Genomic DNA, 21,096 nt, shown 5'->3' with positions numbered 1-21,096 from the left:
CGGTCCAGCGATGTCAGGCGCCTTTGCGCTGAATTCGGACGATGTGTTGATCCCATGCCACATCGCTCTGGGTCGACAGGAATTCACCCTCGTAGGAAGACACTGCGAACCCGTGTTCCGCGGGCGCGATACCTGCCGCATCCGACAGAGCGTCTTCTGCAACCATCCGTCCCGTGCGGGCATCGATGGTGACCGAAACACCCTTCGGCGAGGTGATGCCGATCAGCCGGTCGGCGCGGTTGACGGCAATGGCGCCGATATAGCTGCCGAGCCGGCGCGTCGTCTCTTCGGGCAGGTCGATGAGGGTGAGATCCTCGCCCTTGGAGAAGTGGCCGACCAGCGGCGGAAGATCGCGCCGCGACCCTTCGTACTGGCAGGCAAACCAGACGCGGCCATCATCATCGAGATCGACATGCCGGGTCGAGACCTGCGCCCATTGCGGCGGCAAGGTTCGCCGCTCGATGAGCGCGCCCGATGCAGCGTCGATCAGCGCCAGAGATGGCTGCATATTGTCGAGATTGAGTTTGGTGCGGCCAAAATCCGGATGTGTCTCGATGCCGCCATTGGCAATGATCAGCATCTTTCCGTCATCGGAAACGGTCATGTCGTGCGGGCCGACGCCGTAGGTCTCGTATTCGCCGATCCGGGCGAAGCGGTTGGTCGCGTCGTAAAGCCCGATCATGCCGCGATTGGCGTCGAAATCGTTCTCGCTGGCATAGAGGATGCGGCCATCGGGAGAGAAGGCACCATGCCCGTAGAAGTGCCGGCCTTCGACCGAAGTGATGACAACGGGCTCGCCATTGTTCCAGGGATCGAAGATCATCGCATAGGTGCCGGGACGGCGGGCAAAGGCCACGGTCCTGCCGGTCGCCTTGCTGAAGGCCATGCCATGCGCACGGGCAGGCAAGGCTACCTGATCGATGATTTCACCGCGTTCGGTGACCGTGGCCACCGCGAAAGAACCGTCCGCCGCCCGGATACCGGAGGCATAGACGGCGTCGGCGCGCTCGAGTGCAAAAAGGCTGCGTGGCTGCAGCGCCGCAAGAAACGTCACGCCTGCGGCCTTCATGAAGCCGCGCCGGTCGATCGCAGCGCTGCGCCACATCGGCATCAGTCCCCGTCGGAGAAGGAGAAGCCGGCCGAAAGGCCGACCGCACCACCGAAATCGTCGCTGATCCGGGTGATCAGGTCGCGGCTGGTCGCCAGAAATGCATCGAGCTTGGCCTTCTCGGCATCGCTGGTCGCGATGTCGATGTCAGGGTTGAGCTTCGGCACGGTGTCGAGCAGCGTCTTGAAATTGGCGTCGATCGCATCGGCGATCGGCTTCTTGTCGGCGGGCAGCAGCTCGGCCATGCCGGCCTTCTGCCAGAGCGTGCGCAGACCGTCGATATTGGCCGTCATCGACTTCCAGGTGTTCTTGGAGCGCCAGTAGATCGCCATGCGCGGACGCGGCGCGGTGTCCTTGCCCTTATAGAACTGTTCCAGCCGCTGGTCGCGCACCGTCTCGGCGCCATGGACGAGGATGCCGAGCAGTGCTGTGACGGCTTCCTTGTTGTCCATGAAGTCTTCGCTCTCAGGGCCTGGATGCTTCCAGCTCGCCTGCACGCCATCCGGCTTTTCCCAGGCCGCGACGACTTCACCGGCCTCGCGCTGGATATTGCCGGCGACGGCCGCGCCGTACTGGCAGCGGAAGCCGTTCTTCTGCTTGATCAGGTCTTCCGAACCGTTTCCGTAGAGCACGTATTCCAGCGCCGTCAAACCCTGCAGCGCAACGCTCTTGCCGGCAATCGCATCGACGGTCGTATCCTTCGGATCGGCCTTGGCGATCAGCGCCTGCACCTGCTTGAGGCCGACGCCCTTGCGATCGGGGAAGAACAGGATGTGTTCGAAGAGGTTGTCGTGAATGACCGGTCCTGTCTGGACGATCTCGATATTCGACCAGTAGCGGATCGTATCGTCGAAGGTCGACTTCGCCTTGTCGAGCGTCTGCTGCGTGCCGTCGGCGCAAAGGTCTTTCATCACCGTCGTCAGCCGGGCCGCCGACTGCTGCATGTTGCGGTAGCCGGGGCGGATCACCTCGTCGACGGCGCGGGCCATCACCTGCGGCACGGCATCTTCGTTGAGACCTGAGGGAGGCGCTGCCGTCTGTGCGGCTGCCTGGCCGGCAAGGGCAAGCGAAAGAACGAGAGGCTGCCAAAGGCGCATTACAGGGACTCCAGGAATCTGATCAGGGCCTCTCTATCGTCTTTCGGCAGAGAGGAGAATGCGTTGCGGGCTTTTTCTGCTTCGCCGCCATGCCATAGGATCGCTTCGGTGAGGTTCCTGGCGCGGCCGTCATGCAGGAAAAAGCTGTGTCCGCTGACAGTCCGGGTCAGTCCTATACCCCATAGCGGCGGGGTGCGCCATTCACGTCCGCTTGCAAGCCCGACCTGCTGACCGTCGGCCAGGTCATCACCCATGTCATGCAGCAGAAAATCGGAATAGGGCCAGATCAGCTGAAAAGATTGAGCTTTTTCAGCCGTGTCGCGGCGGGTGACGAATTTCGGAACGTGGCAGGAGATACAGCCGGACTGATAAAACAGCTGCTTGCCGCGCAGCGTATCCGGAAAGCTCGCCTTGCGGCGGGCGGGTACGGCGAGATTGGCGGAGTAGAAGGTCACGAGATCAAGCACCGGCCCCGGCGCCTCCTCGTTGCCGAGCCGCTTCTGAACGCCCGTCGGCATCTTGCGGCATTTGGTCTCGGCATCCGTGCAGTCGCCATAGGCATCCGGCCGGTCCGGGGTGGAGATGCCGATATCGTTGGAGAACGCATCAGCGCTCTGGTCGCGCACCGTGGCGTTCTGCGCCTTCCAGCCAAAGCGGCCGAGCGCGATGTCGCCGGTGCGGTGGTCGCGCACGATCGCCGCCTTGCCGGAGATTCCATCGCCATCTCGGTCGTCAGGATCGGCATGCGCCAGGATATCTGCCGCAGGGATCGCTTCGATGAGGCCAAGCCCGATCATTGCCGGTGCGACGCGCGGCGAAATTGTCGTCGCCGGATCGAGCGGCCCATAGGCGGGACCGGTCACCGAATATTCGGGCGTACGCAGCATGACGGTTTCGCCGCCCGCCAGCATCACGCTTCTTTCGGTATAGCGGATCGCCATCTTGCCTTCGGCGGCAAGGCCAGGAACTGCGAGGTCCTGCAGCTGGTGCCCGTAGACCCGATCGGGAAAATTCACCGTTTCGGCATCGGCGATCGCCTTTTCTTCCGCTGATGTCTTTGGTGGCCGCGCCAGCCGCAGGACCATCGACGTTGCGCTGGCACCGCCCTCCGGCGGCTTGCCGCGCCCGTCATTGACGTGGCAGCTCATGCAGGAGCGCGCGTTGAAAAGCGGGCCAAGCCCGTCGGATGCCTGGGTCGAGGATGGCGCGGATACCCAAAGCTTCTTGAACAGCGCATTGCCGAGCTTGAAGTTCTGCTCTTCCTCGAAGGGAATGTTGGCGGAGATATGCGAGAAACTGTCTTCGGTGACGGGATCGATCGATGTCGCTGCCCCGGCCTGCATGGCCTCGTATGGCTCCGCTTTCGCGAAATCCGCGGTTGGGCGCGTCACGTCGGCAACGCGCTTCATGTCGGCGTCGGAAAGATCGGTCCGCTTCACCGGCAGATCGAAATTGGCGGCGAGGGCGACGGGAAGACCGGCAAGCGTGGCGAGAAGCGCGACGCTGAGATAGAGACGGCGAGCCGGTGGATGGGGCATTTCGGAGTTCGGGCCGCCCTGTTTCAGGACGGCCCGCCTTTATTGCTTACTTGAAGACAGCGTTAGGATTATCCAGGCTGTCCGAACCTTCAAGCTCGACCTTGCCGAGATCGAGTGCGGCAATAACGCGCTGGATCGACTTGGTCTGATCGACGAGGCCGTCGATGGCGGCCTGAACGGTCGCGTTGCCTTCCTTGTTGCCCTCGGCAATCATCTGGTCGTACTTCTCGACCGTCTCGCCGCGCTTGGCCATGGCGTGCATGGCGTCGAGCGTGGTTTTCAGCTTGCCTTCGACTTCCTTGTCGAGCTTCTTGTCCTTCGCGGCGACGAGGTCGTGAAGCGACGGGCCGGTCATCTTCTTGCCGTCGACGCGGGTGTAGTCACCCGTGTAGGCAGCGGCGATACCGATCGCATCGTTGAGGTGCGAGTTGTAGGTGTTGTCGGAGAAGCAATCGTGCTCTTCCTCGGGATCGTGCAGCAGAAGGCCGAGCTTCATGCGCTCGCCGGCAAGCTCGCCGTAGGAGAGCGAACCCATGCCGGTCAGGATGGCGGTGAGGCCAGCCTTGGCATTTTCCTCGACATGCTTGGTGGCAGCGCCATCCGGAGCCCAGTTGTCGGTCATTTCCTGCAGGTCGGAGACCAGCAGGGTGGAGGCCGACTTCAGATACTCGGCGCGGCGGTCGCAATTGCCGTGCGTGCAATTCTTCAGGTCGTAGTCGCTGGCAGGACGTTCGCCGGCACCCGGCCCGGTGCCGTGCAAATCCTGGCCCCAGAGCAAGAATTCGATGGCGTGGTAGCCGGTCGCAACGTTTGCCTCGACGCCGCCTGCTTCAGCCAGCGTGCCGGAGAGGAACTCGGGCGTCAACTTGGATGCATCGACATCCTTGCCGTTGATCTTGATCGTTTTGTTGGCGATGACGTTGGCAACGTAGAGCGAGTTCTCGTCGCTTTCGGTGCCGTAGGAGGCGTCGACATAGTCGATCAGGCCTTCGTCGAGCGGCCAGGCGTTCACCTTGCCTTCCCAATCGTCAACGATCGGGTTGCCGAAGCGGTAGACTTCCGTCTGCTGATAGGGAACGCGTGCCTTGATCCAGGCGTCGCGGGCAGCCTTCAGCGTCTCGTCGGTCGGCGCCTTCAGGAAGGCGTCGATTGCTGCGTCGAGCGTCTTCGCCGTGGTCAGCGAGTCCTCGTATTTCGCATGCGCGACTTCGGTATAATATTTGACGACTTCGGCAGCCTTCGGGGCTGCTGCGAGAGCCGGAGCGGCGGATAGGGGCGCTACCGCCAGCGCCAGTGCTGCGCAGACATTCTTGTTGAGCTTCATGGTCCTCTCCTTGACGGGTATCCGTCTGAAATGCGGGAGTCTCATCGCCCAAAAGCAAACTGGTGTCAAACACTCTAGTTTGGAATGGTTTTAAGGATCGAAAGTGCTAAAACGTCCGCGTTTCAAAAACGCATCCCGCGGTGGCGTGGATATCTCGCGACAGTGCCGAAAGCGCCTTACGCCTTCCGCTGCATCCGGCAGAAAAAGAAGCCGTCGGTATCGGTCGATGCCGGCGTCAGCGTAATCGTCTGCTGATCGGAGGAGCGCGGTTGCGGCGCTGCCGCACCGAACAGGTCTTTCCAGGCAGGCAGGGCGCTGGCGATCGAGAATTCCGGGTTCTCGGCGGTGAACTTGCGGACCTGTTCCTCGTTCTCCTGCGGCAGGACCGAGCAGGTCACATAGATCAGTTCGCCGCCGGGACGCACGAAGGCGCTGGCCTGGGTCAGCGCGTCCTGCTGCTGGCTGGTGCGCTCGTCGAGATTCTTGGCGGTCAGCCGCCACTTGGTGTCTGGGCGGCGGCGCCAGGTGCCGGTGCCGGTGCAGGGCGCATCGACCAGAACCTTGTCGCAGCGGTCCTTGAGACTTGCGAGCGCTCTCGCGTCGTCATGAACCTGGACATTGCGCGTTCCCGCCCGCTTCAGCCGCTCGATGATCGGCGCAAGGCGCTTGCGATCGGCGTCATAGGCGTGGACCTGACCCTTGTTATGCATGGCCGCCGACATGGCGAGTGTCTTGCCGCCACCGCCGGCGCAATAGTCGAGCACCTGCTCGCCATCCTTCGGCAGCACCAGATCGGCGACGATCTGCGACCCCTCGTCCTGAACTTCGAACCAGCCTTTTTGGAACGAAAGCTCTGCCGTGACGTTTGGAAGTCTTGAGGCACCTTCGCCGGCCGGTATGCGCATGCCGTAGCGGGCGATCTTGGCATCCTGCGCGCCTGCGCGTTCCAGCGCCTTCACGGCCTTCTCGCGGCTGGCCTTGAGGATATTGGCGCGCAGGTCGAGTGTCGGGCGGGCGGCAAGCGCCTGCGCCTCGGCAAGCCAGCTGCCGCCGAAGGCAGTCTCGAAGGACGGCTGCACCCATTCGGGTATGTCGCCCTGTATATGCGCGGGAGCAGACGAAAGGTCGCGGCTTGCGAAAGCGGCGGCTGCCGCATCCGGCAGTTCCGGCGGCGCAAATTTGTCGCCGGAAAGTTCGGCAGCGAGGCTCTCCTGTGTAAAGCCCCACTGACGCAGCATCACCGCATAGGCAAGCGCCAGCGGGCTGTCGTCATCCATCAGGAAAGCATGCGAGAGCCGCATGCGCAGCGCGTCATAGACGATGTTGCCGATCGCGGCGCGGTCGCCAGATCCGGCAAAGCGGTGCGCCAGGCCCCAGTCCTTGAGAGCGTCGGCGACAGGTCTCTTTCGCTGCTCGATGTCAGCCAGAACCGAAATCGCCCCTTCGAGGCGGCCGCCCAAACGCATTCACAAGTCTCCTGTTGCCAACGGCTTGTGAACGATCCGCGGGAAAGAAGACGGATGCAGCGGATAATTCACAAGTCTCAAGCGCGTGGTAAACGCGATTGACGGCAAGAGCAAGCGCCTCGGCGCAAGCAGATGGACGCCTAGCGGGAGGCGACGACTTCGTAGCAGACCTTGGCGGTGCCGGAGCTGACCATGCCGATGTTCTGAGCGGCGGCACGGGAAAGATCGAGGACGCGGCCGCGAATGAAGGGGCCACGGTCATTGACGCGAACGATGACCGTACGGCCATTGTTGCGGTTGGTGACCTTCAGCTTGGTACCGAACTTCAGCGAGCGATGTGCAGCAGTCAGTGTGGCGGGGTTCATGCGTTCGCCGGAAGCTGTTTTGGAGTGCAGTGCGTACCACGAAGCACCACCACATCCGGCTGCAGCAAATCCTTCGGCAGGAAGGATGAAAGAACAGGCTGCAATCGCCGCGGCAGTGATTAGAGAACGGCTGGTTTTCCTCAAAACGGAGTATCCCTCAACTATTGAACTTGCGCCTTGGGGGCGGTGAGGGCTTGAATCCGCTCAAAAGTGGCGAAAAAGTGCCATCCGCAATCACGGAATGTTACAGTCTGTAATATTCGTGATTCCCGGCGGATTAAGGTCAATAAAGTCTTGCTGCGGCATTCATGGAAAAAAGACAATAGAATCAGGTAAAATTAGAACAATTTTTCCGAGGGCTGAGTCTGCTCACGGAATGTTACGGTGATCACAAAAATAATTTTGCTAGACCGTCATATTTGTTGCCGTATTTGCGCAAATTTAGAGGCCGTTAACCATAAATGGGCGCGAAATTTTGATTGCTAAAATTCGGAAGTAGGAATTTTCTGCTCTTTGAGGGGTTAGATCGGTAGCTCGGAAGTGTTAGATTTTCCATCGCCCGTCCTGCCACATCTGGGCGAGCGACATGGGATAGTTCGGGAAGGCGAAAGCAAAACCGGCGGCTTTCAGCTTGGCGTTCGAGACCCGCTTGTTCTCCCCGTAGAAGGAGCGGGCCATCGGCGTCAGTTCGGCGGTCTCGAAGGCCTGTTCGGCAGGCGGCTCGACACCCATCAGGTGGGCCGCCTCGACGATCACATCCTGCGGTGGGCCTGGCAGATCGTCGGTGACATTATAGATGCCACCCAGTTTTCTCTGCGAAAGAAACAGCGCCGAACCGCCGATATCCTCGACACGGATCCGGTTGAAGACCTGATCCTTCTTGATCAGCCGCCGCGCCGTGCCACGCTCAAGATTGACGAAGGCGTTGCGCCCCGGTCCATAGATCCCGGAGAGGCGGAGGATGGCAGCCGGTACATTCAGTGCTGTGCCGAGGTCGCTCCAGGCCTGCTCCGCCTCCAGCCGCTCCTTGGAACGGCCGGACACCGGCACGCACACGGTCTCCTCATCGACCCAGGCACCCTTGTGATCGCCATAGACCCCGACTGTCGAAAGATAACCGATCCATTGCAGCTGCGGCATCAGCGTCCGGAGGGACGATCCGGCAATATTGACGAGGGGATCGCCGCTTTCGCGTGGCGCGATCGATTGCACGAGATGCGTTGCCCCATACATCGCCGCCATCAGCTCCGGGCTCAAGCTCTCGCCGTCGAAGATATGGCCGTCGATCCCAGCGGCGCGCAGCTGATCCAGCTTGTCGTGGCTGCGGGTCGTGCCGCCGACGCTGGCACCCGCTGCGGCAAATGCCTTGGCAATCGCCATCCCTGAAAAGCCACATCCGAAGATCATCAGCTTCATCACAATACTCCCGCCAGCCGCCACTCGTTCAGGACGTCGCCGTCCTCTTCGACTTGCCTTTCTGCCGCAAACGACTGGAATTCGCCAGCGTCCATCAACCGCGAAAGGGCCCACACCGCCATTCCGCGCACATCAGGCGAGGGATCGCGGCTGAGGCTGCGGCAGAGATCGATCAATTGCCGCTGGCCGGAATTGCCGGCGGCGATCAGGACGTTGCGGATAAAGCGGTTGCGGCCGATCCGCTTGACGGGCGAGCCGCTGAAGAACGTGCGGAAGCTGGCATCGTCGAGCGTCAGCAGGAAAGCGAGCTCCGGCTCTTTCAGGTCTTCGCGGGCCTGCAACTTCATCTCGGAGGCAGACGCCGCAAACTTGTTCCAGGGACAGGCGGCGAGACAGTCGTCGCAGCCATAGATGCGGTTGCCGATCATCGGCCGGAATTCAGGGGCGATCGGCCCCTTGTGCTCGATCGTCAGGTAGGAGATGCAGCGCCGCGCGTCGATCTGGTAGGGGGCGGGAAAGGCATTGGTCGGACAGGCATCGAGGCAGGCGCGGCATGAGCCGCAATGATCGCTCTCCGCCGCGTCGATATCAAGGTCGGCGGTGGTGAACATCGAGCCGAGAAACAGCCAGGAGCCATGCGCGCGGCTGACCAGGTTCGTGTGCTTTCCCTGCCAACCAAGCCCGGCTGCCGCCGCAAGCGGCTTTTCCATGACGGGCGCGGTGTCGACGAAGACTTTCACATCGGCTCCGGCGCGTGCGGCAAAGCGCGTGGCGATTTCCTTCAGGCGGCCCTTGATGACATCATGATAGTCGCGATTGCGGGCGTAGACCGAGATTGCCGCCTTATCGGGCTTCTCGAGAATGCTGCGCGGATCCTCTTCCGGGCCGTAATTTAGTCCGAAGACCACGACGGACCGGACATCGCTCCAGAGCGTGCGGGGATCGCCACGCCGCTCCTGCGTCTCGGCCATCCATTCCATCGTTCCGTGCCGTCCGGCATCAATGAATTCACCGAGCCGTGCCTTGGCTTCAGGAATGGAGTCCGGCCGGGTCACGCGACAGAGCTCGAAGCCGAGGCTTGCTGCCTCGGCGCGCACGAAAGCGGTCAGGCTCTCGCGCTTCTTTCGCTCTTTATCCTGCTCTGATCGTGGGGGCATCGAGAGCCCCCGTCAGAAATCCAGGTCGGCGTAATGGGAAACCGGCGTCAGGCCGCGAACCCGCTCGTTGAGCATCGGGCGGAAGGACGGCCGCGACTTGATGCGCTGGTACCAGTCCTTGACGACAGGAGTTTCGGCCCAGTCGATCTCGCCGAGATAATCGAGGATCGAAATCGATGCCGCAGCGGCCAGATCCGCATAGCTCATGCGCTCGCCCGCCAGCCACTGGCGCGAGCCGGCAAGCCAGGTCACATATTTCAGATGCTGGCGGATGTTGCTGCGCGCGGTGCGCAACATCTTGGAGTCAGGCGCGCCGCCGCCTTGCTCCGCTGTCATCTGCAGCTTGTAGACCCGCTCGCGCGCCAGCGGGCGCGTCACGTCGGTTTCCATCTTCAGCATGAACCATTCGACGAGGCGGCGGATTTCGGCGCGTTGGAATGGGTCTTCTGCCAGAAGGCGGCGGTCCCGCTTGAGGACGCCGTGCGTTTCGTCGAGATATTCGGAGATGACCATGGCGCCGCAGAGTGCGCGCATGCTGTCGTCGACATAGACCGGCAGCGTCCCGGCGGGGTTCAGCGCCAGGAAGTCACGGCGCTTGTCCCAGGTCTGCTCTTCGACGAGATCGACCTGATAGCCGTATTCTGCAAGCACCAGCCGGATAAACCGGGAGGCGGTCGACATGGGGTGATGATAAAGTACTGGCATTATGGGTTTTCGGTCCGCCCGCGTTTCGGCGACATTGTGTCCTTCTCAAACTCCTAACAATTAGAGTTTAAGAAAGATATAGGATTGGATGGCGGCTTCAACTGCGAAGCAGGGTTACAGCCGCTTCTAAGTGCGGCCAATGATGGGTTTTTCATGATCTCCCGAAAGATCCGGCCTTTTTCCGCCATCCTGATGACCAATGAGTTGCCCGCCGCCGGCGCTTGCCCGGTCCTGATTCGGCGGCCAGGAATTTTAACCGGAGACTATAGATGGATTATATAAACGCGATCATCCTGGGTATCATCGAGGGGATAACGGAGTTCCTGCCGATCTCCAGTACCGGCCACCTGATCATTGCAGAGCAGTGGCTCGGCGCCCGGTCCGACACGTTTAATATCGTCATTCAGGCTGGCGCCATTCTGGCCGTCACCATCATTTATTGGCGCCGCCTCGTGGATCTGGTCGTCGGCTGGCGGGAACCCAAGAACCGCCGCTACGCCTCCAGGCTCATCGTCGCCTTCCTGATCACCGCCGTGCTCGGCCTGATCGTCAAGAAGCTCGGCTTCGAGCTGCCGGAACATGCCACACCAATCGCCTGGGCGCTGATTATCGGCGGCTTTTGGATGATCTTTGCCGAATGGGCAGCCGCCAAGAAGCCGCCCTACAAGGACATCACCTGGATGGTTGCCATCCTGGTCGGTATTGCTCAGGTCGTCGCCGGAATTTTCCCGGGCACCTCGCGCTCCGGCGCAACGATCTTCGTCGCCATGCTGGCGGGAACGGCAAATCGCGCCGCGGCCACCGAATTCGCCTTCCTCGTCGGCATTCCGACCATGTACGCGGCTAGTGCCTATCAGCTGTTCAAGACCGTGAAGGATGGCGGGGCGGCAAACGAAGACTGGACCGCGCTCGGCATTGCCTTCGTGGTCTCGACCATCGTTGCCTTCATCGCCGTCAAATGGCTGCTCTCCTATATCCAGAGCAACCGCTTCACCGTCTTTGCGATCTACCGCATCATTCTCGGCGCCGTGCTGCTCGGCATGGCCTATGCCGGCATCATTGCCTGAGCCTCGACGAAAAACAGCCCCTTGCCGGCAGGCAGGGGGCTGAAACCAATTCAGACTATTTTGAAAATCGTTGCTTTCCGCCAAGCGGGCTGTTCAACTCAGCCGCGCGGAAAAGCTCCCACTTATTGGGGAATGCTTGCCGTCGAGCAGGGGTCGACACCGTAAGCCGGCGCACAGCCATCCTTCACAGCCGCGACCGAGCCGGGCGCGATGAAGGAGCCGGCCAGGATAACCAGTGCCGCACACGCAAAGAGAAGCGCGATTGACTTGCCCATCGGTATAAAGCCTTTCAAATCGATTGAACGCGCCTGCCAAGCCTCGTGAGCCGCTAGTTGCGCGCCGGGTGTGTAGTCAGTGGAATGGCAAATAGCAATAAATGTTCCTGCTAAATGTGACGTTAATTTCACTAATTTTTTCATGCGGCTTTTATGCAACGCCAATCCGGTTTTCAGGTCACAAAAACACGCGAAACTTGCGCCAGATTTGAGCTTTCACCCAAAACAGAAACGCCGCCTGTGGAAATCCGCAGGCGGCGTTTCGGTTAATTCTAATGGGACGAATCAAGCGGCCTTGCCGGTGCCCGTGTACTGCCCATGCGGACGGTAGTGCACCAGATAGGACGGCAGAACCGAGGTCGCCATCGTCGGCGTGACGCCGAGGCCTTTCAGCGTGCGCTCTTCTTTCTCCGCCTTTGCCGATACGACGTTGTCGTATTTCAGCAGGCGAACTTGGTCAGGCGTGATCGGCGGTGAAACGAAGGGGATCAGCGATGCGATGCTGCCGATCAGCGAGGCGATACCTGCCGGCATCGATACCAGCGGATTCTTGCGCGCTGTCACCTTCAGCATGATCTCGAGACATTCACGGAAGCTGAGGACTTCAGGACCGCCGAGTTCGTAGATCTTGCCAGGGAGAGCCTTGCCGTCGGCAGCGCGCGCCACGGCCTCGGCAACGTCCTCGACGTAGACAGGCTGCAGCTTGGTCTTGCCGCCGCTGATGACAGGCAGAACCGGCGAAAAACGGGCCATGTCGGCAAACTTGTTGAAGAAGCTGTCCTCGGGTCCGAAAACGATCGACGGGCGGAAGATCACCGCGTCCTTCTTGATCGACAGCACCGCCGTCTCGGCGCGGCCCTTGCTGCGGGCATAGCTCGATTCCGACTTCTCATCGGCGCCGATCGCCGAAATGTGGATCAGACGAGCCTTGGCATTCTTCGCTGCTTCGGCAACGGCGCGCGCACCGAAATCCTGCACCGCGTCAAAGGTGTTGCGGCCGGTCTCGAAAAGAATGCCAACGCAGTTGATCACACAGTCTGAGCCTTCGACGGCGCGCTCGACCGACTGGCGGTAGCGCAGATTGGCCTGCACGAAGGAGATCTGGCCGACATTGCCGAGCGGCTGCAGGAAACCTGCGAGATCGGGGCGGCGCACCGCGACCCGGATGCGGTATCCACGCTTGGCAAGCGCGCGAACCACGTGCCTGCCGACGAAGCCGGAGCCTCCGAACACGGTGACGAGCGGCGGCAGGTTGGCAAGTGTCATGGCAGGTTCCTCGAAAGGCTTGGGAGAGAGTGGTTGTTGGCTCCCGTATTAGCCCAATCCAGACGCGACGGAAAGGCCCATCGCGCCGCAGTTTCGCATCTGCGAAGGTGCCTCAGGCTCCTTCAACGACCACCATTTCGGCATCCGCGACTTCCTGGCGGATCTTGGCGGCGATCTGGTATTCCGGCGAGTTGTAGCAATCAACGGCTGCCTGCATCGACGGGAACTCGATCACGACATTGCGCGCCCGCGCCTTGCCCTCGAGCTCGGTGATCGCACCGCCGCGGGCGAGGAAGTTGGCGCCGTATTTCTCGAAGGCCGGTTTTGCGGCCGCGACATAGTCCTTGTAGCGCTCGGCGTCGCGAACATCGACGCGCGCGATCCAGTAACCCTTAGCCATGATCTTCCTCTCCCTCTCTTTGCTTAACGGAGCGCTGCGTCCATCTCGGCCAGGATCGCGCGGGCGGCGTCCTTCGGATCCGGCGCCTTGACGATCGGGCGCGCGACGACAAGATGGCTGGAGCCCGCCTTCAAGGCGTCTGCCGGCGTCATCACGCGCTTTTGGTCGCCCTTGTCGCTGCCGGCCGGGCGGATGCCCGGGGTAACGATCGCCATGTTAGGGCCAACGATCTTGCGGACGGCTGACGATTCCTCGGCCGAGCAGACGATGCCACCCATCCCGGCAGCGAGCGCCTGTTCGGCGCGCCGCAACACCAGGGTGTGCGGATCATATTCGTAACCGGCCGCTGTCAGATCCTGCTCGTCCATCGAGGTCAGCACCGTAACGCCGAGCAGGCAAAGATCGGAGCCTTTTGCGGCCTCGACAGCCGCCTTCATTGCCTTCGGATAGGCATGCAATGTCAGCATCGACATGCCCATCTTGACGATGTTCTCGACACCCGATGCGATCGTGTTGTCGATGTCGAGGAGCTTCATGTCGAGGAAGATCTTCTTGCCGCTCTGGGCAAGCTCGCGAGCAAATTCCAGCCCGCCGGCAAAGACCAGCTGATAGCCGATCTTGTAGTAGAGAATGTCGTCGCCGAGCGTTGAAACGATCTTTTCCGCTTCGCCCAGTGTCGGAACATCGAGCCCGACGATCAACCGTTCGCGTGCGTTCATCGCATCCACCCCTGCCAGCTTTCAATGGGCGTCCAGTCGCATGATAAGCGCCGGTCTGCAAGGGAGAAAGCGTAGAGATTGCCGCCTCCGCCGGGCTGGTCGCGGTCGCGCCCAATCGGCTTTGCTTCCAGGTGGCATTTCAGCAGGGTTCCGACGCCGCCATGCCCGACGAAGGCGATCGGATCGTCCTTATTGTGCGATGACAGGATGCGATCGACGGCGGAAACGATGCGGGCCTGCGCATCGATAGCCCGCTCCCAGCCTTTGAAGCTGAGGTCCGGATTGGCAAAGAACCAGTCGGCGGCTTTTTCGAATTCCGCTGGCGGCAGAAATCCGGTCGCCGACCGGTCGTTCTCATGCATGCCATGGATGATCTCAACACGGATCCCGGCGGCTTCGGCCAGAATGCCTGCTGTCTCTATCGCCTTGGTCTCGTCGCTGGAGACGATCCGCCGCAGCTGCGTGGCCCACGGGCGTTCGGCGGCTAGTCCGGCGCGGGCAGCACCTGTTTCCGACAGACCCCATTGCGGAACGGGGACATCGGGATCGATCCTGACCTGTGGGTGAGTGATATAGAGCGCGAACATCAGCCGCGGCGGTAGATCCAGAGCTGAGCCGGGGGGATGTTACGGACGATGAAGTCGAAATGCTGGATGTGGTAACGATCCGGCCGCGCGATGATCGGCGAGATGGCCCCATAGGAAATCTGGACGACGGGCCGGCCAGCCGGAACGCGGTCGAGAAGGCTTTCCAGAAGTGCGCTGCGGGCCTGCATCGGAAAGTTCAGCAATGGCACGGCGGACACCACGGAATCGAACATCTGTCCCTTCAGTGCGCCGAGCGTCTTGTCGAGATCGAAAGCGTCGCCGTTGATGAAGTGGACGCCCGGATAGAGGCGAACGAGGTGCTCGTAGAAATCCGTCGAATATTCGATTGCGACAAGCTTTTCTGGCTTAATGCCGCGGCCGAGGATCGCCTTGGTGATCGCGCCCGTACCGGGTCCAAGCTCAAGCACCGGCAGACCGGAATTGATGTTGATGACGCTTGCCATCTTTTTGGCGGTAATCGAGGAGGTGGGAACGATGGAGCCGACAGTCTTCGGCCCCTGCATCATTCCCTTGAAGAAACGGATTTCCTCATCGAACTTTTTGCCGAGCCGTTCTTTCAGCCGCAACGCCATGCCGTCCTCCTCGTCAAGCAACAAACCGCTGGCTATCTAATTGCAATCATCCGGCAGTAAAACAAGACCAAACGTCGCAATCTGAAAACTTTGCCCGCCAAATGCGACGCGCGTTTACACGCGCATCGGCATCAGAACGTAGAGAGCATCATCGCCAGCCGTGTCGCGAATGAGCGTCGGCGAACCGGCATCGGCGAGCAGGAAGATCGCCTGATCGCCGGAAAGCTGCGCCGTGATATCCAGCAGGTATTTGGCGTTGAAGCCGATTTCCATCGAATCCGTGTCGTAGCCGACGGCGACTTCTTCCGTTGCGCTGCCGGAATCCGGATTGTTGACCGTCAGCAGCAGCTGTCCGTCGGAAAGCGCCAGCTTCACGGCGCGGCCACGCTCGGACGAAATCGTCGAGACGCGGTCGACGGCCTGGGCGAAAGTGGTGCAATCGACGCGCATTTCCTTGTCGTTGCCGGTCGGAATGACGCGCTGGTAATCCGGGAATGTACCATCGATCAGCTTCGATGTCATGACGATCGAGCCGATGCTGAGGCGGATCTTGGCGTCGGAAACTTCAACGGTAACAAGTGCATCCGGGCTATCGACCAGCTTCTGCAACTCGCCGACGGTCTTGCGCGGAATGATGATGCCGGGCATGCCCTCGGAGCCCGAAGGCGCCTTCACGTCGGCGCGGGCGAGACGATGGCCGTCGGTCGCAACGGCGCGCAGCTTCAGGTCGCCTTCGCTTTCGATCGTGTGGAAGAAGATACCGTTCAGGTAATAGCGGGTCTCTTCGGTGGAGATCGCAAACTGGGTGCGATCGATCAGCATCTTGAGATCCGTTGCCTTCAGCTTGAAGGAATGGGTGAAGGTGCCGGCGGTCAGATCCGGGAAGTCGGATTGCGGCAGGCACTGCAGCGAGAACTTCGAGCGGCCGGACTGGACGGTCATCGAGCCGCCATCGGTCGATGTCGCAAGCAGAACTTCCGAACCATCGGGCAGCTTGCGGACGATGTCGTAAAGAAGATGGGCAGGAACAGTGGTCGCACCGGCCTGTTCGACATTGGCGGGCGTCGCTTCGGTGACTTCGAGATCGAGGTCGGTCGCCTTCATGTCGAGGTTCTGGCCGTCGGCGCGCAGCAGGATGTTGGACAGGATCGGGATCGTGTTCCGTCGTTCGACGACGCGGTGAACGTGGTTCAGCGACTTCAGGAGGTTGGAACGCTCAATCGTAATACGCATGGGATGCTACCGCTTTCGACCGTGACTGTCCGGGCGCGCGAGCGCGCCAGAAAAATGCCTTTCCGGCTCCATGGCCGGAGGAGTGGACGGGCAAAATGGCAGAACTTTGCCGGGCATTGCAAGGGGTGCAAGGCTTTGCAGGCCTGCAAAGGCGCATTTACCCAATGATCCTCACAGAAATCCGAACCCTTGCCGCGAACGAAGCCTGCGCGCATAAAGAGCCGACGCCAGAGAGGGCCTTTGAAATTGAGTAATGAAGAGACGGCGGGCGAGGGCGGCAAGCTTCGCACCTACCGCCTGCACAATGTCAGCATCCCCGCCCGCCCGCTCGAAGCGGCGCTGTATCTGGTCGCAACGCCGATCGGCAATCTCGGCGATATCACGCTTCGCGCGCTGGAAACGCTGGCGGGAGCCGATGTGCTCGCCTGCGAGGATACGCGTGTGACGCGCGTGCTTCTCGACCGCTACGGCATCCAGAACCGGCCCTTTTCCTATCACGAATACAATGCAGACGAGGCCGGTCCGCGTCTGATGCAGGCGATCGAGGCCGGAAAATCGGTCGCGCTGGTCTCGGATGCCGGAACGCCGCTGGTCTCCGACCCGGGCTATCGTCTGGCGCAGACCGCCATCGAGACCGGCTACAAGGTCGTTCCAATCCCGGGTGCTTCGGCCCCGCTGGCGGCCCTCGTCGGTTCCGGTCTGCCAAACGAAGCCTTTCTTTTTGCCGGGTTTCTACCGGTCAAGGACAAGGCGCGCCGCGACCGGCTGGGCGAATTCGCAACCACGCCGGCGACACTGCTGTTCTTCGAATCCCCGCATCGCATCGGCGCGACGTTGGCGGCTGCGGCCGACGTGCTGGGCGGTGAACGCCTTGCCTCGGTTTGCCGCGAACTGACCAAGACCTATGAGGAATTCCGACGCGGCACGCTCGCGGAACTTGCCGCCCACTACGCCGAGAACGACAATGTGAAGGGCGAGATCGTGCTCGTCGTGGCACCGGCCGCCGAGAAGCCGGCCGATGCGGCCGATGTCGATGCGATCCTTGCCGATCTCTCGGGCACGATGCCGACAGCCAAGGCGGCAGCCGAGGCCGCAAAGCTGACGGGTCTGCCCCGCAAGGAGCTTTATCACCGCTTGCTGGAGATGAAGGCGGATGAGCGGTAGCGGCCCTCGCGCGGACAGGCAGAAGGCGCTGCGCCGGGGCCGGTTCTCGGAATACGCGGCCGCACTGTTTCTTATCCTGAAGGGCTACCGCATCGCCGCCTTCCGCTATCGCACCAAGCTCGGCGAGATCGATATCATCGCCCGCAAGGGCGATCTCGCCATTTTCGTCGAGGTCAAAGCGCGGCGTGACGAGCGCGGCGCGGTGGACGCTGTTTCTTATGCGGCTCAGAAACGCATCCGTGATGCCAGCGACCTCTGGCTTGCCCGCCAGCCAGCCAATCACCTGCTATCGCAGCGTTACGACATCGTGGCCGTGTTGCCCGGCCGCTTGCCCCGGCATTTCCCAAATGCCTTCTAGCAGCATTGCATAGGCGTGCAGACAGCCAGGCTTTGTAATTTTTCTGTCATGCAAATGTAAAGGAGGCGTCACGTAAGGCCTCTATTGGCTTCCTCACCCCAACAATTGGTGGAGAGGATTTATCCATGTTCAAGACGTTTTCTCTGGCCGCTGCCGCGGTCGTATTGTCTTCGTCGGCATCGTTCGCCGCAACCGAGATCACCTGGTGGCACGCCATGGGTGGCGAACTCGGTCAGAAGCTCGAGCAGATCGTTCAGAAGTTCAACGACAGCCAGACCGAATATCACGTGACCCCGGTTTTCAAGGGCACCTATCCTGAGACCCTGACTGCCGCTATCGCCGCTTTCCGCGCAGGTCAGCAGCCGGCTATCGTTCAGGTCTTCGAGGTCGGCACCGGCACGATGATGGCCGCCAAGGGCGCCGTCTATCCGGTTTACAAGCTGATGGCCGACGAGGGCGAGCCCTGGGATCCGTCGAAGTTCATCGCGCCTGTCGTCGGCTACTACTCCGATCCGGAAGGCAACATCCTGTCCTTCCCGTTCAACTCCTCGACGCCGATCCTCTATTACAACAAGGACGTCTTCAAGAAGGCTGGCCTCGATCCGGAAGTTGCCCCGAAGACCTATGCCGAACTGGCTGAGTTCTCGAAGAAGATCGTTGACTCCGGCGCTGCCAAGTGCGGCTTCACCATTACCTATGCTGCGACCTGGCTCGGCCTCGAAAACTTCTCGGCCATCCACGACCTGCCCTACGGCACGCTGCAGAACGGCTTCGGCGGCACCAAGGCTGAGCTGAGCTTCAACGGTCCGAACCAGGCTCGTCTCTGGAGCGATCTGAAGAAGTGGCAGGATGCCGGTTACTTCCAGTACGGCGGTCCGGGCGGCGGCCCCGATGCAGCTCCGAAGTTCTACTCGCAGGAATGCGCCATTTACATGGGCTCCTCGGGCTCGCGCGCTGGCGTGATCAACAACGCCAAAGCATTCCAGGTCGGCTTCTCGACGCTGCCTTACTACGACGACGTCACCAAGGATCCGAAGAACTCGATCATCGGCGGCGCAACGCTCTGGACGCTGAACGGCCAGAAGCCTGAGGTCTACAAGGGTGTTGCCAAGTTCTACACCTACCTCAGCCAGCCGGAAGTTCAGGCTGATTGGCACCAGTTCTCGGGCTACCTGCCGATCACCAACGCTGCTTACGATCTCGGCAAGTCGCAGGGTTACTACGACAAGAACCCGGGCTCCGACGTCGGTCTGAAGCAGATACTCCGCGGCACGCCGTCCGAAAACTCCAAGGGCGTTCGTTTCGGCAACCTGACCCAGATCCGCGACGTCATCGACCAGCAGTTCGAAACCGTGCTGTCTGGCAAGCAGACCGCCCAGCAGGCACTCGACGAAGCCGTCAAGGAAGGCAACGCCATCCTGCGCGAATTCGAAGCCGCCAACTCGAACTAAGCTTTCGAAGCAGAAGCTGAGCCCTCCCCAGTCCGGGGAGGGCCTTTCCATATCGGGCGAGCCATGCAGACAAAGCGCACAATCTTCTCGAACCGCGTCCTGCCATATTTTCTTCTGGCGCCGCAGCTCGCAGTCACCCTGGTCTTCTTCATCTGGCCGGCCTTTCAGGCCTTCCGGCAGTCCTTCCTGCGCGAAGACCCCTTCGGCATGAAGACCACCTTTGTCTGGTTCGCCAATTACACCAAGCTCTTCGGCAGCGCCGACTATATGAACGCGCTGTGGGTGACGCTGATCTTCTCGGTCTCCGTCACCGTTCTGTCGATGGGTCTGTCACTGCTCTTTGCTGTCTGCGTCAATCGCGTTCTGAAGAGCGGCCGCATCTATACGACGCTGCTCGTCTGGCCCTATGCCGTGGCGCCTGCCGCTGCCGGCCTGCTCTGGTGGTTCATGTTCAACCCCAGCATCGGCATCCTGCCCTATATCCTTCGCCAGTTCGGCTATGACTGGAACCACCGCCTCGACGGCAATGACGCGATGATCCTCATCGTCATCGCATCGGCCTGGAAGCAGATTTCCTACAATTTCCTGTTCTTCGTCGCAGGCCTGCAATCCGTCCCGCAGTCCGTCATCGAGGCTGCATCGATCGATGGCGCCGGACCGTTCAAACGGTTCTGGACGGTGGTCTTCCCGCTGATCTCACCGACCACCTTCTTCCTGGCGGTCATCAACGTCACCTATGCGCTGTTCGACACCTTCCCGATCGTCGATTCCACGACGTCAGGCGGACCCTCGCAATCGACGAATACGCTCGTCTACAAGGTCTATGCCGACGGTTTCGTCGGCCTGAACCTCGGCCCGTCGGCTGCGCAGTCGGTGGTGCTGATGCTGATCGTTGTCGCCCTGACCGTCATCCAGTTCCGCTGGATAGAGAAAAAAGTCCAGTATTGAGGCCCGTGCGATGATCGAGAACCGTCCCTTTCTGAACTTTTTGACGCATTTCATCCTGATCGTCGGCGTCGTCACGGTGGTCTTCCCCGTCTACCTCGCCTTCATCGCCGCCACCCATGGTCCGACCGACTTCATGAGTGGCCTCATGCCACTGCTTCCAGGCGATCAGCTGATCACCAATTTCGACCAGCTGCTCAGCGCCGGCAATTCTGTGGCCGGTGCGCCGCCTTTCGCGCTGATGCTGGCAAACAGCCTGTTGATGGCTGTCATGATCGCCGTCGGCAAGATCGCCATCTCGATCATCTCCGCATTCGCGATCGTCTATTTCCGCTTTGCGCTGCGCATGGTGGCCTTCTGGATCATCTTCCTGACGCTGATGCTGCCGGTCGAGGTCCGCATCCTGCCGACCTACAAGGTGGTCGCCGATCTCGGCATGCTGAATTCCTATCCGGGTCTCGTCATCCCGCTGATCGCCTCGGCGACCGCGACCTTCCTGTTCCGCCAGTTCTTCCTGACCATCCCGGAAGAACTGATGGAAGCGGCCCGAGTCGATGGCGCAGGCGCCATGAAATTCTTCCGGGATATCCTGCTGCCGCTGTCGCGTACCAATATCGCGGCGCTGTTCATCATCCTCTTCATCTATGGCTGGAACCAGTATCTCTGGCCGATGCTGATCACCACCGATCCCGGCTATTACACGGCGGTCATGGGTATCAAGCGTCTGGCCTCGGTACTGGACGGCGACACCCAATGGAACCTCGTGATGGCAGGCGTCATCCTCGCCGCCCTGCCGCCGGTTCTCATCATCATCGTCATGCAGCGCCTTTTCGTCAAAGGCCTGGTCGAAACGGAGAAATGA

Annotated in this window: 23 protein-coding genes; 7 read left to right on the top strand and 16 right to left on the bottom strand. The window is 61.0% G+C overall.

Going from position 1 to position 21,096, the window contains the following annotated elements:
- Positions 1–13: 13 nt before the first annotated feature.
- The 9 genes from J2X43_RS09345 to J2X43_RS09305 form a co-directional block, all read right to left on the bottom strand.
- Positions 14–1,105, bottom strand: a complete 1,092-nt coding sequence (locus J2X43_RS09345; RefSeq protein ID WP_310293416.1) for a DUF1513 domain-containing protein — start codon at positions 1,103–1,105, stop codon at positions 14–16.
- Between the two features lie 5 nt (positions 1,106–1,110).
- The gene (locus tag J2X43_RS09340) at positions 1,111–2,205 is read right to left on the bottom strand and encodes an imelysin family protein (protein WP_310293415.1); all 1,095 of its coding nucleotides are present in this window, start codon (positions 2,203–2,205) and stop codon (positions 1,111–1,113) included.
- Positions 2,205–3,743 (bottom strand): di-heme oxidoredictase family protein, encoded by a 1,539-nt coding sequence (locus J2X43_RS09335; protein WP_310293414.1) that lies wholly within the window; start codon positions 3,741–3,743, stop codon positions 2,205–2,207. Before J2X43_RS09335 ends, J2X43_RS09340 begins: the two co-directional genes overlap by 1 nt.
- 46 nt (positions 3,744–3,789) lie before the next feature.
- The gene (locus J2X43_RS09330; RefSeq protein ID WP_112514165.1) at positions 3,790–5,067 is read right to left on the bottom strand and encodes an imelysin family protein; all 1,278 of its coding nucleotides are present in this window, start codon (positions 5,065–5,067) and stop codon (positions 3,790–3,792) included.
- A gap of 176 nt (positions 5,068–5,243) precedes the next feature.
- Complete coding sequence (locus J2X43_RS09325) at positions 5,244–6,533, bottom strand: RsmB/NOP family class I SAM-dependent RNA methyltransferase (protein WP_310293412.1); 1,290 nt, start codon at positions 6,531–6,533, stop codon at positions 5,244–5,246.
- A gap of 140 nt (positions 6,534–6,673) precedes the next feature.
- On the bottom strand, positions 6,674–7,042 hold the full coding sequence (locus tag J2X43_RS09320) for a septal ring lytic transglycosylase RlpA family protein (protein WP_112385173.1): 369 nt from the start codon (positions 7,040–7,042) through the stop codon (positions 6,674–6,676).
- A 399-nt stretch (positions 7,043–7,441) separates the two neighbouring features.
- Positions 7,442–8,314 (bottom strand): SDR family oxidoreductase, encoded by an 873-nt coding sequence (locus J2X43_RS09315; protein ID WP_310293410.1) that lies wholly within the window; start codon positions 8,312–8,314, stop codon positions 7,442–7,444.
- The gene (gene queG, locus J2X43_RS09310) at positions 8,314–9,471 is read right to left on the bottom strand and encodes a tRNA epoxyqueuosine(34) reductase QueG (protein WP_310293408.1); all 1,158 of its coding nucleotides are present in this window, start codon (positions 9,469–9,471) and stop codon (positions 8,314–8,316) included. Before queG ends, J2X43_RS09315 begins: the two co-directional genes overlap by 1 nt.
- A gap of 12 nt (positions 9,472–9,483) precedes the next feature.
- Positions 9,484–10,176 (bottom strand): glutathione S-transferase family protein, encoded by a 693-nt coding sequence (locus J2X43_RS09305; protein ID WP_112385176.1) that lies wholly within the window; start codon positions 10,174–10,176, stop codon positions 9,484–9,486.
- 269 nt (positions 10,177–10,445) lie between these two features.
- Between J2X43_RS09305 and J2X43_RS09300 the strand changes: the two genes are divergently transcribed.
- Positions 10,446–11,243 (top strand): undecaprenyl-diphosphate phosphatase, encoded by a 798-nt coding sequence (locus J2X43_RS09300; RefSeq protein WP_112538370.1) that lies wholly within the window; start codon positions 10,446–10,448, stop codon positions 11,241–11,243.
- Positions 11,244–11,365: 122 nt separating this feature from the next.
- On the opposite strand, the gene J2X43_RS09295 is transcribed toward J2X43_RS09300, so the two are convergent.
- The 7 genes from J2X43_RS09295 to dnaN all read right to left on the bottom strand — a co-directional run bounded on the left by J2X43_RS09295 (position 11,366) and on the right by dnaN (position 16,316).
- The gene (locus J2X43_RS09295) at positions 11,366–11,662 is read right to left on the bottom strand and encodes a hypothetical protein (RefSeq protein ID WP_148194260.1); all 297 of its coding nucleotides are present in this window, start codon (positions 11,660–11,662) and stop codon (positions 11,366–11,368) included.
- A gap of 141 nt (positions 11,663–11,803) precedes the next feature.
- The gene (locus J2X43_RS09290; RefSeq protein ID WP_310293406.1) at positions 11,804–12,784 is read right to left on the bottom strand and encodes a complex I NDUFA9 subunit family protein; all 981 of its coding nucleotides are present in this window, start codon (positions 12,782–12,784) and stop codon (positions 11,804–11,806) included.
- A 112-nt stretch (positions 12,785–12,896) separates the two neighbouring features.
- Positions 12,897–13,184 (bottom strand): DUF1330 domain-containing protein, encoded by a 288-nt coding sequence (locus tag J2X43_RS09285; RefSeq protein ID WP_112385179.1) that lies wholly within the window; start codon positions 13,182–13,184, stop codon positions 12,897–12,899.
- Positions 13,185–13,207: 23 nt separating this feature from the next.
- Complete coding sequence (gene pyrF / locus J2X43_RS09280) at positions 13,208–13,903, bottom strand: orotidine-5'-phosphate decarboxylase (protein ID WP_310293404.1); 696 nt, start codon at positions 13,901–13,903, stop codon at positions 13,208–13,210.
- Positions 13,900–14,490 (bottom strand): histidine phosphatase family protein, encoded by a 591-nt coding sequence (locus J2X43_RS09275; RefSeq protein WP_310293402.1) that lies wholly within the window; start codon positions 14,488–14,490, stop codon positions 13,900–13,902. Before J2X43_RS09275 ends, pyrF begins: the two co-directional genes overlap by 4 nt.
- A complete protein-coding gene (gene pmtA, locus J2X43_RS09270; RefSeq protein WP_310293400.1) occupies positions 14,490–15,083 on the bottom strand; it encodes a phospholipid N-methyltransferase PmtA in 594 nt (197 codons plus the stop codon). Before pmtA ends, J2X43_RS09275 begins: the two co-directional genes overlap by 1 nt.
- A 114-nt stretch (positions 15,084–15,197) precedes the next feature.
- Complete coding sequence (gene dnaN, locus J2X43_RS09265) at positions 15,198–16,316, bottom strand: DNA polymerase III subunit beta (protein ID WP_112385183.1); 1,119 nt, start codon at positions 16,314–16,316, stop codon at positions 15,198–15,200.
- Positions 16,317–16,411: 95 nt separating this feature from the next.
- Here dnaN and J2X43_RS09260 point away from each other — a divergent pair, with 95 nt between their 5' ends.
- From J2X43_RS09260 to ugpE, 6 genes are all read left to right on the top strand, one after another.
- Entirely contained in the window at positions 16,412–16,570 is a 159-nt protein-coding gene (locus J2X43_RS09260) for a hypothetical protein (protein ID WP_162698717.1), read from the top strand.
- Positions 16,563–17,480 carry a 16S rRNA (cytidine(1402)-2'-O)-methyltransferase gene (gene rsmI, locus J2X43_RS09255; protein ID WP_310293774.1) on the top strand — a complete coding sequence of 306 codons (918 nt, stop codon included), beginning with the start codon at positions 16,563–16,565 and terminating at the stop codon, positions 17,478–17,480. Before J2X43_RS09260 ends, rsmI begins: the two co-directional genes overlap by 8 nt.
- Positions 17,470–17,838, top strand: coding sequence for a YraN family protein (locus J2X43_RS09250; protein ID WP_112514158.1), 369 nt, complete (start codon positions 17,470–17,472; stop codon positions 17,836–17,838). The genes rsmI and J2X43_RS09250 overlap by 11 nt, the downstream gene beginning before the upstream one ends.
- 125 nt (positions 17,839–17,963) lie before the next feature.
- Positions 17,964–19,289 (top strand): sn-glycerol-3-phosphate ABC transporter substrate-binding protein UgpB, encoded by a 1,326-nt coding sequence (gene ugpB / locus J2X43_RS09245; protein ID WP_112385186.1) that lies wholly within the window; start codon positions 17,964–17,966, stop codon positions 19,287–19,289.
- 63 nt (positions 19,290–19,352) lie between these two features.
- The gene (gene ugpA / locus J2X43_RS09240) at positions 19,353–20,237 is read left to right on the top strand and encodes a sn-glycerol-3-phosphate ABC transporter permease UgpA (protein ID WP_112385187.1); all 885 of its coding nucleotides are present in this window, start codon (positions 19,353–19,355) and stop codon (positions 20,235–20,237) included.
- Between the two features lie 10 nt (positions 20,238–20,247).
- The gene (ugpE, locus tag J2X43_RS09235) at positions 20,248–21,096 is read left to right on the top strand and encodes a sn-glycerol-3-phosphate ABC transporter permease UgpE (RefSeq protein WP_310293398.1); all 849 of its coding nucleotides are present in this window, start codon (positions 20,248–20,250) and stop codon (positions 21,094–21,096) included.

The sequence above is a fragment of the Rhizobium sp. BE258 genome (genome assembly GCF_031457345.1).
Taxonomy (GTDB): domain Bacteria; phylum Pseudomonadota; class Alphaproteobacteria; order Rhizobiales; family Rhizobiaceae; genus Rhizobium.
Note: the sequence above shows the minus strand (reverse complement) of the source record. Positions and strands in the feature narration are given on the sequence as shown.

What these genes read in the sequence shown, in the direction of transcription:
- J2X43_RS09345 (WP_310293416.1), bottom strand. Translation starts at nt 1,105, where the DNA reads ATGTGGCGCAGCGCTGCGATCGACCGGCGCGGCTTCATGAAGGCCGCA.
- J2X43_RS09340 (WP_310293415.1), bottom strand. Translation starts at nt 2,205, where the DNA reads ATGCGCCTTTGGCAGCCTCTCGTTCTTTCGCTTGCCCTTGCCGGCCAG.
- J2X43_RS09335 (WP_310293414.1), bottom strand. Translation starts at nt 3,743, where the DNA reads ATGCCCCATCCACCGGCTCGCCGTCTCTATCTCAGCGTCGCGCTTCTC.
- J2X43_RS09330 (WP_112514165.1), bottom strand. Translation starts at nt 5,067, where the DNA reads ATGAAGCTCAACAAGAATGTCTGCGCAGCACTGGCGCTGGCGGTAGCG.
- J2X43_RS09325 (WP_310293412.1), bottom strand. Translation starts at nt 6,533, where the DNA reads ATGCGTTTGGGCGGCCGCCTCGAAGGGGCGATTTCGGTTCTGGCTGAC.
- J2X43_RS09315 (WP_310293410.1), bottom strand. Translation starts at nt 8,314, where the DNA reads ATGAAGCTGATGATCTTCGGATGTGGCTTTTCAGGGATGGCGATTGCC.
- queG (WP_310293408.1), bottom strand. Translation starts at nt 9,471, where the DNA reads ATGCCCCCACGATCAGAGCAGGATAAAGAGCGAAAGAAGCGCGAGAGC.
- J2X43_RS09305 (WP_112385176.1), bottom strand. Translation starts at nt 10,176, where the DNA reads ATGCCAGTACTTTATCATCACCCCATGTCGACCGCCTCCCGGTTTATC.
- J2X43_RS09300 (WP_112538370.1), top strand. Translation starts at nt 10,446, where the DNA reads ATGGATTATATAAACGCGATCATCCTGGGTATCATCGAGGGGATAACG.
- J2X43_RS09295 (WP_148194260.1), bottom strand. Translation starts at nt 11,662, where the DNA reads ATGAAAAAATTAGTGAAATTAACGTCACATTTAGCAGGAACATTTATT.
- J2X43_RS09290 (WP_310293406.1), bottom strand. Translation starts at nt 12,784, where the DNA reads ATGACACTTGCCAACCTGCCGCCGCTCGTCACCGTGTTCGGAGGCTCC.
- J2X43_RS09285 (WP_112385179.1), bottom strand. Translation starts at nt 13,184, where the DNA reads ATGGCTAAGGGTTACTGGATCGCGCGCGTCGATGTTCGCGACGCCGAG.
- pyrF (WP_310293404.1), bottom strand. Translation starts at nt 13,903, where the DNA reads ATGAACGCACGCGAACGGTTGATCGTCGGGCTCGATGTTCCGACACTG.
- J2X43_RS09275 (WP_310293402.1), bottom strand. Translation starts at nt 14,490, where the DNA reads ATGTTCGCGCTCTATATCACTCACCCACAGGTCAGGATCGATCCCGAT.
- pmtA (WP_310293400.1), bottom strand. Translation starts at nt 15,083, where the DNA reads ATGGCGTTGCGGCTGAAAGAACGGCTCGGCAAAAAGTTCGATGAGGAA.
- dnaN (WP_112385183.1), bottom strand. Translation starts at nt 16,316, where the DNA reads ATGCGTATTACGATTGAGCGTTCCAACCTCCTGAAGTCGCTGAACCAC.
- J2X43_RS09260 (WP_162698717.1), top strand. Translation starts at nt 16,412, where the DNA reads ATGGCAGAACTTTGCCGGGCATTGCAAGGGGTGCAAGGCTTTGCAGGC.
- J2X43_RS09250 (WP_112514158.1), top strand. Translation starts at nt 17,470, where the DNA reads ATGAGCGGTAGCGGCCCTCGCGCGGACAGGCAGAAGGCGCTGCGCCGG.
- ugpB (WP_112385186.1), top strand. Translation starts at nt 17,964, where the DNA reads ATGTTCAAGACGTTTTCTCTGGCCGCTGCCGCGGTCGTATTGTCTTCG.
- ugpA (WP_112385187.1), top strand. Translation starts at nt 19,353, where the DNA reads ATGCAGACAAAGCGCACAATCTTCTCGAACCGCGTCCTGCCATATTTT.
- ugpE (WP_310293398.1), top strand. Translation starts at nt 20,248, where the DNA reads ATGATCGAGAACCGTCCCTTTCTGAACTTTTTGACGCATTTCATCCTG.